At 64.4% G+C, this 14,240-nt stretch carries 11 protein-coding genes; 9 read left to right on the top strand and 2 right to left on the bottom strand.

The window, feature by feature from the left end:
- Positions 1-97: 97 nt before the first annotated feature.
- From ACFQX9_RS22770 to ACFQX9_RS22755, 4 genes are read left to right on the top strand one after another with little or no spacing between them, the layout of a single operon-like run.
- Positions 98-1,213, top strand: a complete 1,116-nt coding sequence (locus tag ACFQX9_RS22770; RefSeq protein ID WP_377790650.1) for a patatin-like phospholipase family protein — start codon at positions 98-100, stop codon at positions 1,211-1,213.
- Complete coding sequence (locus tag ACFQX9_RS22765) at positions 1,210-2,259, top strand: cyclic GMP-AMP synthase DncV-like nucleotidyltransferase (protein ID WP_377790647.1); 1,050 nt, start codon at positions 1,210-1,212, stop codon at positions 2,257-2,259. The genes ACFQX9_RS22770 and ACFQX9_RS22765 overlap by 4 nt, the downstream gene beginning before the upstream one ends.
- Positions 2,256-3,980, top strand: coding sequence for a ThiF family adenylyltransferase (locus ACFQX9_RS22760; RefSeq protein WP_377790645.1), 1,725 nt, complete (start codon positions 2,256-2,258; stop codon positions 3,978-3,980). The genes ACFQX9_RS22765 and ACFQX9_RS22760 overlap by 4 nt, the downstream gene beginning before the upstream one ends.
- Entirely contained in the window at positions 3,977-4,486 is a 510-nt protein-coding gene (locus ACFQX9_RS22755) for a Mov34/MPN/PAD-1 family protein (RefSeq protein WP_377790643.1), read from the top strand. The genes ACFQX9_RS22760 and ACFQX9_RS22755 overlap by 4 nt, the downstream gene beginning before the upstream one ends.
- Here the strand turns inward: ACFQX9_RS22755 and ACFQX9_RS22750 are convergent.
- Together ACFQX9_RS22750 and ACFQX9_RS22745 are read right to left on the bottom strand one after the other, a co-directional pair.
- Complete coding sequence (locus tag ACFQX9_RS22750; protein ID WP_377790641.1) at positions 4,483-6,225, bottom strand: diadenylate cyclase; 1,743 nt, start codon at positions 6,223-6,225, stop codon at positions 4,483-4,485. The genes ACFQX9_RS22755 and ACFQX9_RS22750 overlap by 4 nt on opposite strands.
- A 235-nt stretch (positions 6,226-6,460) precedes the next feature.
- The gene (locus ACFQX9_RS22745; protein WP_377790639.1) at positions 6,461-6,679 is read right to left on the bottom strand and encodes a hypothetical protein; all 219 of its coding nucleotides are present in this window, start codon (positions 6,677-6,679) and stop codon (positions 6,461-6,463) included.
- Positions 6,680-6,805: 126 nt separating this feature from the next.
- Between ACFQX9_RS22745 and ACFQX9_RS22740 the strand changes: the two genes are divergently transcribed.
- The 5 genes from ACFQX9_RS22740 (at position 6,806) to ACFQX9_RS22720 (ending at position 14,193) form a co-directional block, all read left to right on the top strand.
- Positions 6,806-7,771, top strand: a complete 966-nt coding sequence (locus ACFQX9_RS22740) for a hypothetical protein (protein ID WP_377790637.1) — start codon at positions 6,806-6,808, stop codon at positions 7,769-7,771.
- 508 nt (positions 7,772-8,279) lie between these two features.
- Positions 8,280-9,011, top strand: coding sequence for a hypothetical protein (locus ACFQX9_RS22735; RefSeq protein ID WP_377790635.1), 732 nt, complete (start codon positions 8,280-8,282; stop codon positions 9,009-9,011).
- Positions 9,012-9,095: 84 nt separating this feature from the next.
- A complete protein-coding gene (locus tag ACFQX9_RS22730; RefSeq protein WP_377790633.1) occupies positions 9,096-11,273 on the top strand; it encodes an integrase in 2,178 nt (725 codons plus the stop codon).
- On the top strand, positions 11,273-12,340 hold the full coding sequence (locus ACFQX9_RS22725; protein ID WP_377790631.1) for an ATP-binding protein: 1,068 nt from the start codon (positions 11,273-11,275) through the stop codon (positions 12,338-12,340). The genes ACFQX9_RS22730 and ACFQX9_RS22725 overlap by 1 nt, the downstream gene beginning before the upstream one ends.
- Complete coding sequence (locus tag ACFQX9_RS22720; RefSeq protein ID WP_377790629.1) at positions 12,337-14,193, top strand: TniQ family protein; 1,857 nt, start codon at positions 12,337-12,339, stop codon at positions 14,191-14,193. Before ACFQX9_RS22725 ends, ACFQX9_RS22720 begins: the two co-directional genes overlap by 4 nt.
- The last annotated feature ends 47 nt before the right edge of the window (positions 14,194-14,240 follow it).

Below are 14,240 nucleotides of genomic sequence, written 5' to 3'. Positions count from 1 at the left end.
TCGGCCTCGCCGCGAAAGCACAAAACGAACGAATCATGAATCAACTTCGAGACGTTCAGTGACGAGCCTGGTTGCAGAATCAGTATCGGGAGGCCCCGTGGCGCCGGTCGCCGTCAGGCCTTATCGGGTGTTGAGCCTGGATGGCGGGGGAATGCGCGGAATTTACACCGCGGCGTTCTTCGACCGCCTCGTCAACCAGTTCGCCCGGACGCGTGGCGTTGAAAGCCTCGATCTCGGCAAGGGTTTTGACCTGATCACCGGCACGAGCACGGGCGCGATCGTCGGTTGCGCGTTGGCGGTCGGGCGGCCCATGAACGAGATCGTAAAGATGTATCGCGACCACGGTCGCGATATCTTCCCTCACCGCATCAAGGGCACCGCCAGCGCGATCTGGCGCATGTTCGTGGGCGGACGCTACGTCCGCAATGGCGACAAGGTGTTGCGCCAGGCCCTGACCGGCGTGCTCCGTGAGACGACCATGCTGGACGTCTTTCAGAAGCGCGGTCTCTCGCTCTCTATTCCGGCGGTCCTGATGAGCAGCCACCGGTCCTGGGTCTTCAAAAAGACGCCCACGAGCGGCGTGCGCGACGATCACTACAAGCTGGTGGACGTCTGCATGGCTTCGAGCGCCGCACCGATCTTCCGGTCGCTGGCCCCGGTGGACGATCCTAACGGCGATCACGATGTCATGCAGGTTTTCGCCGATGGCGGTCTGTGGGCGAACAATCCCATCATGGTGGGGCTCGTTGACGCGTTGGCCTGCGCGCCGGAAGGTGCGCCGATCGAGATTTTTTCACTCGGCACCTGTTCGCGCCCGGAGGGCGAACACATCGAGCCTTGGGAGCTGCATCGCTCGATCCTTGGCTGGAAGATGGGCGCCGAGGCAGCCGGCCTGAGCATTACGGCTCAGGAGTACGCATTTGATAACATGGCCCGCCTCATCGGCAACAAGCTCACGGCGCTGGGCCAGCCCGTCACAAGGCTGCGCTTTCCGAATAAGGACGTGCCGGCGGAGATGATGAAATATCTGGCGCTCGATGACGCGCGGCGGGAAGCTCTAAACCGGCTGATCCAGCAGGCGAGCAATGATGCGGATCTGGCCAAGAGCGCCTGCGACGACCCAAACAATCCCGAGGGACGGATGGTTAAGGCCCTGATGATGAGTCTGCCGGCGATGCCGAAGACCGGCGTGGAGATGGAGACGACAGCGTGAAGGACTGCAACGAACAGGTGAAGGGCTTCGAACGCGCGGCGGTGCGCATGTCGAAGGACGACCGCGCCGACATCTTCGGCAAGGCCAAAATCAACCGCGACCGGCTTCGCAACGGGCTGGACCGCAACGGTAGCCCGAAGGCCATCGGCTCGCGTACGCAAGGCTCCTACGCGATGAAGACGATGATCCAGCACGACCGCAACGACTACGACGTCGACGATGGCGTCTACTTCAAGCGCGACAAGCTGAAGGACGACCAGGGGCAGGATAAGTCTCCCGTGGACGCGAGGAAGATGGTCAGCGACGCGCTGCAGGACAAGCGCTTCACCGACCAGCCAGAAGCTCGCAACAACTGCGTGCGAGTCTACTATAAGTCCGAAGGCTACCATGTCGACGTGCCGGTCTACCGCGAGAACCGCACGACGGATCCCTTCACGGGCGCCGAAAAGAAATCGTTCGAGATCGCCGCCAGCGACAAGTGGAGGCAGTCTGATCCGCTGGCAAACACGCAGTGGTTCAAGGACGCTAACGACAGCAAATCGCCCGACGCTTCCGCCGACGGCAACGACGGCCAGTTCGTGCGGATCGTTCGCATGGTTAAGGCGTTCGCCCGCAGCCGCTGGACGTGGACGAACGAGATCGCGAGCGGCTTCACCATCTCCAAACTGTGCTGCGACAACTTTTCGCGCGACGACGGGCGTGACGACAGGTCGTTCCGGCAAACTTTGAAGGGCATCAGTCTGCAGCTCGCGCTGAACATCGCTGTGCGGCACCCGGTGCTCAATGAGAACCTGGCCGAACCCGGCGACGCCAAGACCACCTTCCTCAAGGAAAAGATCGACGACAACCTCAAGCACCTTGAAGTCCTCGACAGGCTCGACTGCACGCACGATGACGCGATGAAGGCCTGGGACGCGATGTTCTACACCGACTGGTTCTCGAAGCAGCCCGATCCGTCCAAAAAGTCGAAGATCGAAAAGGCCAGCGGTCCCGCCGTGATCAAGCAGGGCGAGAGCCGCTATGCGAAGGAGCGCCGTCACGCGTGAGCCTTCCGCTTGAAGCTACGACCGCCGGTTCCGGCGATTTCGGCCTCGACGCCTGGTTCGCCAGCCTCGGCGACGAGTTCGCGGGACGGGTTCCCGTCGGCTCGTTGCGCCCCCGGATGGTCGAAGGTTGGCGGCTGTTATGGCGAGGCCGCGAACTTGAGATCCAGGTCGACGCGGATTTCCCCTTCAGCGTCGCGACGGCCTACCTTGTAGGTTACTCGCGCGCGAAGGCGGAGCCCCACGTAGAAAGGGACGGCAAGCTCTGCCTTGCGGCCAAGGCGGTGCCTGGCGACCGGCTTAGGACGGTCCAGGCGGTGGTCGCGAACGCCATCCAGTTGCTGGCTGAAAACGAGACGCGGAAGCACGACGACGACTTCCGCGATGACTTCGGCCTCTATTGGTTGTCGTGGGCGACCCGGGGCGGTGCCAGGGTCGAAGTCCTGCCGGGCCTACATGGAGCGGACAAGACCATTCTCGGCCGGGCTGTGACGACGACCAACGGGCGGACGCTTGTCTTTCCCGGCAAGGCGGAGGCCACGAAGGTCTGGAAGAATCTGACGGGGGCGCCTCCCGTGGCGTTGCGGGAAACGCCGGTGATCGCTATCGATCCTCTCCCCGCTCCGGACCGATATCCGGAAACCGCGGAGGAGCTTTGGGCTCTCGTCGAGTCACGTTCGCAAGACGGAGTCGGCCTTCTGAAGCGACTGATGAAAAATTCGCCGAAGCAAGCGGTCGTCGTCCTTGCGGGCAAGGCTCCTTCAGGACGCGAACACTACGCTGCGATGTACCTGCGCCGCCCGCTGGACCGTGGCGGCAAGCCGTTCAATCGGCAGACCATGCGCAAGAACATCGTTCCGTCCAAGGAAGCGACCAAAGCCATCTTCGGACGTTTTGAGCTCGATCGCGTCGCCACACAGCGGATGGACTCGTCTGCCTCGCGGTTGCCGGAAGGCGTTAATGCCCAGATGACGGGCGCCAAGGTGATCATCGCCGGATGCGGAGCGCTCGGCTCAGGCGTAGCCCGAATGCTGGCGCAAGCCGGGGTCGAACACCTGCGACTCGTCGATCCCGAGGACCTCGGCTGGGAAAACATCCGACGGCACGAACTCGGCGCGCTGGCGGTCGGCACCGGCAAGGCGAAATCGCTCGCGAACAGCATCCGGGCGAGCTTGCCGACAATCGGCCTGGTGGAGGGGTTCGCCTCCACCTTTGCCACCTTCGCGCGCGAGCATCCGGAAGTCCTCAAGGCGGCCGACTTGGTCATCTCCTGTACCGGCGAGTGGGCGGCCGACGCCTCCGTGGAGGATGCGCTGTCGCAATCTGGAAAGAAAGCTGTCGCGATCTACGGCTGGATGGAGCCGCACGCGCTGGCGAGCCATGCGGTGTTGATTGGGAACGGCAGCAATTTTGCCGATGGCTTCGACGATCGAGGAGGATTTCGGCTCCCTGCTGTAGCGGGCGGCAAGCCGCCGCCCGCCGAATGCGGCGGCGCGTCGACACCGTTCGGCGCCGTCGAACTCGCCCACGCACAGGCCTTGGTCGCACGGCTCGCCCTCGACGCCTTACGCGGACTGGCGAGCGCGCCGGCCTGGCGATCTTGGCTGGCGGATGCTGCGGCATTCCAGGAGGCAGACGCATCCGTGACGTCCGGCTGGGCCGCCGCGCGCGGACAACCGGACGAAGTAGGCGGCCCGTACGAAGGCGATTGGACGTTTTCGTGAGCGCGCAGGTCGTGACATTCAAGGTCGGCCGAATCGTGGTTCGGGTCGGCCCCCCGGCACTGGCGACGTTCGACGCTCACCGGCAACGACACTTCTATCAGCGCGAGGCCGGCGGCCAGCTTTTCGCGCACGTGCGCGACGACGACTGGGAAATCATTGCGGCGACCGGACCGAGGTCGCGGGATCGCCGCGGACGCTTCTCGTTCCAGCCTCATCGCCCGTCCGAACAGGAAGAGATCTTCCGTCACCATGAACAGGGTCTGGATTACGTCGGCGACTGGCACACCCATCCGGAAGACGTTCCGACACCCTCTTCCGACGACCTTTCGAGCATCGACAGGATGGTCCGGCAATCCAATCACCACCTGCCGGGCTTCCTGCTTCTGATCGTCGGACGGAAGCCCTTTCCTGGCGGGCTCTGGGCCTCGTTCCATTCCGTCGGCGGCTCTCGATCGGACGCGAATGAGTTGACCCTTCTAACCGACAGCGACCCCACGTCCTTCTAGCGGCCGCCGTCCCGCTTCTTCTTGAGGTAGCCGTCGTTCATCTCCGGATCTGGTTTGAATCTGGTGGGCAACCAGACGAGACGATTGCCCTCGACGGGAGTGCTACCGATCCGGTCTAGCGCCTCGTTGACGCGTCGGCACTGATCGGCGTTCAGATAGAAGCGGTTCTCATCGAGAAGATTCAGTGTCGGGTGGTAGTTGTCTATGGACGCGGAGCCGAGCGCTTCGACCGCCCGCTCGAGGTCATCGCCGTCGATTTGCGGTCTGAGAAGAGGAACCACGTCCAGCGTGCCATCTTCCGAGAGGACGAGAGCCAGCCGGCCGGTTGAGCCGTCGCCGACGTAACGGACTGCTGAGTTGTAGCGACCGCCACGTGCGGGAGTGCATGTCGGCGTCGCGTTTCCGTCGAGGATCACGCCGACCGCGTGGCAGACCCCATGCGGATCGGCGATAATCGCACCGTCGATGGAGCTCGCCCGTTCTAGAAATTCCTTGTTGATCGCAGCGGGCTGGATTCTGGTGCCTTGGGATTCCAGTCGTGCAGCCTCCTCTGCCGCATCGGCCGCGAAAACGATCGTGCTGCCGCGCCCCATCCTGAAGAGCAGGTCCATGACGTTGCGAGCCAAAGCGATGGAGGAATCCGCGATCCTGGGGAAAATGCGGCGCATGTTTTCCTCGAATCGCTCGACTTGGATCGGGTCCTGCGGCAGCCGCGGCTGGCCGTCCTTCACCCTCAGGAATACAAGGTCGCCCCTGCGCAAGTCCCATTGGTGACGACCCGTGAAATCGATTGAAAACAGCGGCGCACTCACGTCGGAAACCGATCCCAGGCCGAACGCTTTGGCGTACCCGCAGATCAGCGCGGTCTCCCGCGTGGACATCTGCAGCAGTTTTCTCAACCAGCGCGTCTGATTCAGCAGAACGGGCGAGGACAGCTTCAGCACGTAGCGCAGGCTCGGGTCACTGTCTGCGGCTAGGATGATCCTTCCGGTTCCGACTGACCCCTCGTACATCAGCTTCGAGACCTCTTCGATCGACTCGTATAGCCCCCAATTGGCGTAGTCGCCGGCGATGAACGGCGTACGCATCAGAAGACCTGCGGCCCTATCGGCGATTTCCTTCGACGCCAGACGGTGACGGTCGCCTATTGCCCGACCTGGCTCGGGATGCGGTCTCGACAACTCCTGCGCCGCCTGATCCAGTATCTGGCTGATGCACTCCAGGACCAGGTTCGTTTCGCCCGCCTGATCCTGCCACCGGTAACGGATTGTAGGTAGCACCGTGAGACCGCGTTCCGGAACCTGTAGAACGGCGACGATGTAGAAGTCACCGTACTTGGTGGCGCGCGAGCAGAAGCTGCGCATCCCGGTTCGTTCGCCCTCGACCTCCAAACGGCGCGCAATCTCCTTCGTGATGACGTTCCGGCGAATATTCTCCGGTTTTTCGCGCATCGCGGTCTGATCGTCGTAGTGCATCCGCTGCATCGGATCGGTAGGAATCGCGCGTTCTACATCCGCGGGGAGAGTTGCGAACGTTTCCTGCTTCCAAGGGCCGTCCTCCGGCTCGATGCAAACGGCGTGGCGCCCGTGGTGGCCCGGGGCGGCGAGTCCAACCAGGAAAACGACGGCCGCTCCGTCCTCGAAGCCGATGTCTGCGAAAACACTTCGGGCCAGATGCTGGACACCCTCCCTGAACGAGTCCTGGTAGGGCCACATGAACTGGTCGATGATGGGTTTCAATCGCGCCCCTCCTGATAGCTGGCCGTCTAGGTTGGTCGCAGGCTACCGTTTTCCGGCCCGCTACCGCTGGAGCTATTTCTTAGCGCCGGGTTCCAGCGCCTGTGACGGGGCCAGTTCGGCAAGCCCCAGATGACGTGTCGCCGCCGATGTATTTTAGGTGACGACGGAGCGGGCTGAATATGCGGAGCCGCGCGACAAGAGCAAGGCCGCTCCGTAGAAGGCTGTGGATCTGTAGTTAACCGTCGCTCTTTCGGTGCAGCTTGTAGGTGCCGTCCAGCCAGCCCTGGAGCAGTTGTTCCACCACCCCGGACACCTTCGTCTTCTCTCGGATCGCCCTGATCTTGGCGTCCTCGATCGTCTGCTCGTTGATGAGGACCTGCAGCGGAGCCTTGCCCTCGGGCACGCGAGGCCCGCTCCGGCTTTTCCGCCCCGTGGGCTTGCTCGTCTTCGCCACCCGAAATCCTCTGATTCGACCGCTCCGGCCATGATGCACGCCGCGCCCATGGGGGCAACGTCGGCGGCATCCATGCGCACATGTGCGCCCTTGACTCGGAACCCCTGATACCTTATCTGGAAATCTATGGAAGGTTCAGACGACGAGATCGAGCTCGTTCCGCTCACCGACGGCCAGGCCGAGCAATTCGCCCGGATCGAGCAGCTGTGGCCGGAATTCGGCAATTCGCTGCAGGTCCTGGCGGCCTCCGATGGCGGCGGCATGGGCTGGCGGACGGTCGACGGCGTCGAGTATCTGACGCGCTACACGCAGGAGAACAGCAAGAAGAAGGGCCGGTCCCTCGGCCGGCGCAGCCCCGAGACCGAAGCCATCATGGAGCAATTCGAGAGCACCGTGCTGAAGGCACGGCGCATCCGTCGAGAGTACCGAGAGGACGTTCTCCTGAGCTGCAAATTGGCGAAAGCGTACGGGATCGCCCGGCTTCACGGCCGCTTCGCCGAGACCCTGGACTGGCTCTGGTACACGGACGCCAATAAGCGCGTGGCCCTGTTCGGGGGCTCGGCGCTGCTGGCGTACGAAAGCGGCTCCAAGACGCTGACCCCGGTCGAGTTGATCAAGGAGGATCGCCTGCGCTTCATCGCGCACTCGGAGGATCCGGAGAAGATCGGCCTGGAAGAGATCGCGGAGGCCTGCGGCGACGGCGAGGAGGAGATGAGGGTGACCCTGGACAACGGGGTGTTCGCGATCCGGGCGGACGAGAAGGTCGTGGCCGAGATCTATCGGCCGTCCTACTTCCTCGGCCGGCTGGAGCGCAGCGCGCGCAAAACCCTGAAGCAAGGTTTCGAAATGCCTTGGCTGCGGGCGCTGACCTTCAGCCGGGACACCCGGCCGATCGAGCTCTGCGTCCCGGAGCCACGGGTCTACGCGATGGCGGCGTACTGCCTGAGGGACAAAGACGAGATCTGGGACCGCCGCGCGCAGTTCGCCGTGCGGATGGTCGAGGAATGCTGGCCGGACAAGTTCGACCAGCACCAGGAAGCCGTGATGGACGACCTGCCGGATCACGGCCGGATGAGGCTCAGAGAACCATGAAGAGGGTGAAAAAGCCCGGCTTATCCACAGAATACACACGGGGCAAACCGATCGTAACTCGTTGAAAATCCAAGATTTCAAGGACTCGTCTGCCTAGCCGCTCCGGCTAAATCTCGAGAATCTCGAGAGAAGTCGGATTCCCGGCTTTGGAAACCACGCGCCACGGCGGCGGGGGTCGCCTTCCATTGCCTTCGAACCGGGCGATCGCCATCGTCGCGCCCACGCAAACCGAACGGAAAGGAGCAGCGCCAACCGGACCCACAGACGAAAAAAGCGGCCACGGATTGCACCCCGCGACCGCCTTTCGTCGGTGATAGCGATCTGGAGAGAGGAAAACCTCGTCCGGAAACAGCCAACACCCACAGAGGACCCGAACAGAACAGATCTGTGCGGGTCGGGCAAGGGCTGCCCCGGACGACTTCTCTCCAGATCCCCGCAATCCACCGCCCGCGTCCGGAACCGCAATTCCGGCGAACGGCGGGGGCTTGCCCGGATGGCCGACAGCCGCATGCGTCAGACGTTGATCACTCCCGAAGAATACTTCGCCCCCGATCCGAACATCCGGAACGACCGCCCCTGGTCGGAGATCCTGGTGGATCGGAAGCCCAGCGTGTCCAGCCGCGCGATGACGCTGCATTCGGCGATCTCGGTCCACGGCTACACGTTCATCGACGGCCGCATCACCTGGTACGAGAGCATGCTCGAGCGTTGCGCCGCCCTGCTCGGCCGCCTGCGTCCGGACATCGTCGAGGTGGCAGAGCAGCCGCCCCCGATCGTCTTCATCGACGACGACGGCGTGCGCCGGCACCACACCTTCGACTTCCGGTTCACAACGACGGCCCGCCGCGTGCTCACGGCCGTCAAGCCCAGCGCCATGGTCACCCCGACCGGCATCGACCGTATCGTCGACCTGGTCGCCGAACAGGTCTCGCCCTCGATCGCGGACGAGGTCTCGCTGTTCACGGAAAAACTGCTGACCGAGACCGACCTGTTCAACGCCGAGGTCGTGAACCTCGCCACCCGGGACGAATGGCCCGATGACGACGCGGCCGTCGCCAAGGTCGTCGCCAAGCTCAACAAGGAGACCACGATCGGCGACCTCGTCGACCGCTCCCGTCTCGGCGGCTACGGCTTCGATGCGGTCGTGCGCGCCGTCGACGCGCGCAGGCTCAGGCTCGTCGAGTACGGCCCGCTCGATTTCGACTCCGTCGTCGCCAAGCCGGCCAAGCGGAACGACTGAGGTCCTTTGACCCGCCGCCGCGCCTATAGCTTCCTGCCGAAAAGGCCGCGCCGCCCAAAAGGGCGGCATGCGATCCGTTGGCACGTGGCCGACGCCGACAAGGCGACGATCTACGGCATTCCGTGCAAGCTCGTGCAGGATGATGATGCCGGCAAGATCTTCCAGTCGTGCCACGACGAAAACACCAACTTCTCGTTCAACCACGAGCAGTACGAGGACCTGCTCGAGTCACAGGACTTCGATCTCGAACCTGAGGGACTGAGCCTCAAGATGGCTCAGGCGAAACTCAAGGCCGGCGTGGCTTCCATCGCCGAACTCGCAAAAACCCAGCAGGCCATCGTCGATCTTCGCGAGATCTCCATCTGGAAATTCAAGCAGATGTGCGACGAGGAAGAGTCCTCGCGCTACGAGCCCGCCGTTCAGACCGCGATCGACGACGTGATCCAGGCCCACGTCGACACGGAGGCGCGCAAGCACGGCTATGTCAGCATTCCCATCCCCAAGGCCCACCAGTTCCTCAAGTGGGTCCGGTGGTACGAAAAGTTAGGAAAGCTCGGGCTCGTCCCGCGGAAGCACAAGCGCGGCAACCGCAAGGATCGCTACCTTCCGCCGGTGCTGGCACTCGTCGCCAAGCATGCCCGCTCCTTTCTGCGCGCGGAACGTCCGACCAAGCAATTGGCCTACGACGACCTCAAGATCGAGATTAAGAATCTCAACGACGTGCGCCGGCGCGCCGGCCAGCCGGATCTACCTACGCCGAGCTACGATTTCATGTGCAAGACGGTCAACCGGCTCGCGCCGTTCGACGTCGCCGCCGGGCGTCACCTCGATGAGTATGCCAAGCGCAAATACCATCCGTCCCGTGGCGGCATCCCGGGCCTCTTCCGGCCGATGCAGCGCATCGAGATGGACGATTGGGAATGCCACCTGCATAACATCGCGGAAGACCTGGAGCTCTGGGAGCACATCAGTCCCGAGGTGCAGCAAGCGGCGGAGAAGACCCGCGCCAATCTGTCGGCCGCCATCTGCTGCGTCACCAAGGTGCTGCCCGCCGTCGTGCTGTCGCTCGGTCCGCACTCGGCCAACATCAAGACGCTGCTCCGGATGTGCATGACCGACAAGACGCCGATGGCGCTCGCCGTCGGCTGCGAGACGCCCTACGAATATCGGGGACGGATGTGGCAGGCCGCCGGCGACGAAGGCTCCGCCATCCTCAATTCGATCACCAACGGCATCTGCGAGGCCGGAGGGATCGAATATCTCTGCCCGCAGGTCGAGACGCCGCAGCAACGCTCCAATGTCGAGCGCGTCTTCCAGACCTTCGACGTCCGGTCGCTGCTCCGCTTCTCCGGCCGGGCCTTCGGCAACCCGCAGGTCCGCGGCAAATACGAGGCGGAAGCGCGCGCCGTCACGACCGTCCAGGAACTCGCGGCGCTGCTGCTGAGGTTCATCGTCGACGTCTACCACAACACCCCGCACGAGGGCCTGGACGACGAAACGCCGCGAGCCTGCTGGCTGCGCCTGACGAAAAAGTTGGCTCCGCGGGCCTCGGGCAAGCCGCTCCTGCGCCGCATGTTCGGCGAACGCTACAAGGTCACGCTGCATCCGAGCGGCATCGAGATCTTCGGCAACTGGTACAGCAACCCCGCGCTCGAAAAGAGGGCGCGCGACCTCCCGGAACGCGATTACGTCGTCATCGTCGACGAGGAAGACCTCGGCGGCATCTCCGTCGGAATCGAAAACGGCAAATGGCTCGAAGTGGCCGGCCCGCCTTGCATGAACGGCATCAACGTCGACGTCTGGAACATGGCGCTCGGCTCCATGCGCCGCGAAAAGAAGCATCTCGAAGCTATCACCGAAGACGTCGTCCTGCGCGCCATCGCCTACGCCCAGGAGGCCGACGCCAAAACCCGCGCACGGCTCGGAATCCGTTTCCGCCTCAAGACGGCCGAAGAACTCGAGACGCTGCGCAACTCGATCGGTCCCTCGATCCGTCACGCCGCCAAACGCGCGACCCCCGGGCGGCCCGAGACGCAGGCCGACATGTTCGCCGGCAGCATCCCCGTCGGCACCAAGGCGCCGCCGCGCGATCCGCAGCACCTGCCGGCGCCAGCGCCCGCCGACGATCCCGTCGTCAGGAGGGGTCTCAGGCCCAAGGCGCCCAAGCCCGTGAAACCCGCCAAGCCGGCGAAACCGCCCGCCGCCGGCGGCGTCACGACCCGCAGACCGGTCCAACCCTGGAAACCCAAGGAACGCAAATAATGGCCTTCACCGATAATTCCGACCCCACCGCGTACCTGCGCGCGCTGCTCACCCCCGAGGACCGTCAGCGCGTCGAAATCCTGGAGAAGGTCAAGACGACCTATTTCACGTCGGGGCGCGACCGCGATCTCCTGCGGTTGCTCCGAAGGCTGACCGAGAACGCGCAGATCAGGCGGGATCCGGATCGGCCCCACAGCGGCTCGAACCGCGTCGAAGGCAAGGGCCTTTGCATCATCGGCCCCAGCGGCTCCGGGAAATCCACCCTCCTCGAAGAAACCTTCCGGACGCATCCCGCCTTCCCGAACTTCCGCGTGCCGGAGAAATGGTCCCCGCTCATCGGGATCACAGCGCCCGGGTCGGGAAACCTCGGCGCGATGAGCCTCCGCGGCCTGCAGACGCTCGGATTTTCCGTCGAGCGCGACCTCAGGGAGCACCAGGCCTGGAGCAAGCTCCTGCCGGAGATGATGCTCAACAACGTCCTGTTCCTGTGGATCGACGACCTCAACAACATGCTGACACTCACCAGCGAAGAGGAGCTTCAGAAGGTCAGAAACAGCCTCAAGGACCTGATGAACAATCCCGAATGGCCGCTGCAGCTGATCGTCACCGGCATCCCCGAGATGCTGCCCTTCTTCCGCCAGGACAGGCAATTCCGCCGCCGATTCCGCTACCTCTATCTCTCCAAGCTGGAGCCCAACGACCACGCGGCCTTCCTGCAGAGCGCCATCGAACACCTCTGCGAGACCGGCAAGATCAAGCTCGACGTCAAACCCGACGAGGACCTGGCCGGTCGCCTGCTCCACGCCGGCGCGTACGAAATGGGCCTCTGCCTCGAGATCGTCGTCGAGGCCGTCACGGAAGCGCTCGACGGCAATTCGCGCAAGCTCCGCCGCGTCGACTTCGCCAACAGCTTCGCGGACCGCTTCACCCTCTCCGACGACCAAAACCCGTTCGTCGCCTCGGGCTGGCACGCGATCGACATCACCCGCCTCTACAGCAAGGACGAGGACAAGATCGACGACACGGTCACGCCCGTCGGCCGCAAGCGCAGGAGCCGCAAGTCGTGAGACCGCTCCGCCATACCGTCCCCCTCGGCACCGGCGAAACTCCGGCGTCGTTCGTCTCCAGGCTGGCCGCCCTTCACCGGACGGGCGCACGGGAGTTCTGCCTCGACATGGGCACGACCTTCCAAAAAGTCGTCGACGGCGATCCGAAAGCCCTCGCCATCATCGCCTTCAAGGCAGGCGTCGAGGTCTCGGCCCTCGCCGACAACGCCTTCGTCAAGGGCGACGGGCATCAGTTCAGCTTCCGGGGCGAAGCTCTGACCCGCGACGACCTGCTCCGCGCGACCGTCGTCGTCTGCCCGAAATGTCTCGCCGAAGACCTGGCCGCAGCGCCCCGAGCTCGCCCCGAGACTGTCGTCGTACAGCGGGCGCGCTGGCAGATCGCCGCCCTCAAGACCTGCCCGACCCACCTCGCGCCGCTCGTCGTGGTCGACAAGGACATGAACCCGCGGACCCTGCACGACTGGTCGCACCACATCAGCAAGATCCTTCCCCGGCTGCCTCGCCTCGCAGTCGATGCCGTCAGGCGCCCTCTCACCGGCTTCGAGACCTACGTCCTCAACCGCACCAACGGCGTGGCGGCCGGCGCCGGGCTGATCGACACCTTCCCGCTGCATGTCGCCATTACCGCCTGCGAGCTGTTCGGGGCGGTCGCCGCGTTCGGGCCCATGCCGAACCTCAAGACGCTCACTGACGAGGAATGGCGCCAGGCCGGCGCCGCCGGCGTCAACATCATCGCCGCAGGCAAGCCCGGCATCGAAGCGTTCCTCGCAGGGCTCCAGGCTTCCTACCCCTACACGCGCGCCGGCACCGAGGGGCCGCAGGCCATCTTCGGCCGCATCTACCAGGTCCTCGAGTTCGGCCGCGAGGATAAGGCCTACGACCTGCTGCGCGACTTGGTCGGGGACTTCATCCTGAGAAACTTCCCGGTGGGGCCCGGCGACACGGTCTTCGGCAAGCCCGTCGAGGCCCGCCGGCTGCATTCGATCCGGACCCTGGCCATGGAGACCGGCCTCCACCCCAAGCGCCTCCGCAAGCTGCTCTCGTCGGCGGAAATGCTGCCCCCGAACGCCGACCGGCTCGCGGACGGAAACTGCCTCTTCGACGCCGAGAAGGTCGCTTCCCTGGCCCGGTCCGCGGCCGCGGCCAGCCTCTCCGTCCGCGATGCCGGCACCTACCTCAACGCTCCGCGCGTCCAGCGCGACATGCTCTACCGGTCCGGCATCATCGTCCCCCGCATCAAGGCGACCGACCACGGTGCTGCCGATCAGTTCGCCCCCGAGGACCTGGACGCCTTCCTGGCCCGCCTGCTCGACGGTGCCGTCCCGGTCGACACCGCAGCCGACGGCCAGGTCGACATCCCGACCGCGGCCAAGGCTGCCTGCTGTGGCTCCGTCGAGATCGTCCAGGGCGTCCTCGACGGCCGCCTGATCCGGAAGGCCCGGCTCGCTGGCGAGCGCGGCTACATGTCCGTCCTGGTCGACATCGAGGAGGTCCGGGGCCTCGTCCGCGGTGCCGACCTTGGCGGCCTCACCAGCCAGGCGTTGGCTGACAGGCTGCGCGTCGCCGAAAAGGTCACCCGCAAGCTGATCACCGGCGGCCACTTGCGCACCGTCACCGCGATCAACCCCGTCAACCGCTGCCCGGTCACGATCGTGCCGACCGAGGAGATCGAGCGGTTCGAGGTCGAATTCGTCACCCTGTTCGCGATCGCCCGCCAGCATGGCCGCCATCACATGGCGATCAAGAAGGAGATCGAAGCCGCCGGCGTGAAGCCCGCCATGAAGCCCGAGAAGGTCGGGGCGACGATCTATCGCCGCAGCGACCTGGCCGACGCATTCCTTCAAGCAGGCTGATCAACCAAAGGAAAGGGAGAGTCCTACGCCAACATGACCCGCGCCAG

Source organism: Bradyrhizobium sp. GCM10028915 (assembly GCF_042666195.1).
GTDB classification, from domain to species: Bacteria; Pseudomonadota; Alphaproteobacteria; order Rhizobiales; family Xanthobacteraceae; genus Bradyrhizobium; species Bradyrhizobium canariense_D.
The sequence above is the reverse complement of the archived record's forward strand: the minus strand, read 5'-3'. Positions and strand labels throughout refer to the sequence as shown.

Bases quoted from the DNA above. Each gene is read 5' to 3' on its own strand.
- ACFQX9_RS22740 (WP_377790637.1), top strand. From the start codon at position 6,806: ATGGAAGGTTCAGACGACGAGATCGAGCTCGTTCCGCTCACCGACGGC.
- ACFQX9_RS22735 (WP_377790635.1), top strand. From the start codon at position 8,280: ATGCGTCAGACGTTGATCACTCCCGAAGAATACTTCGCCCCCGATCCG.
- ACFQX9_RS22725 (WP_377790631.1), top strand. From the start codon at position 11,273: ATGGCCTTCACCGATAATTCCGACCCCACCGCGTACCTGCGCGCGCTG.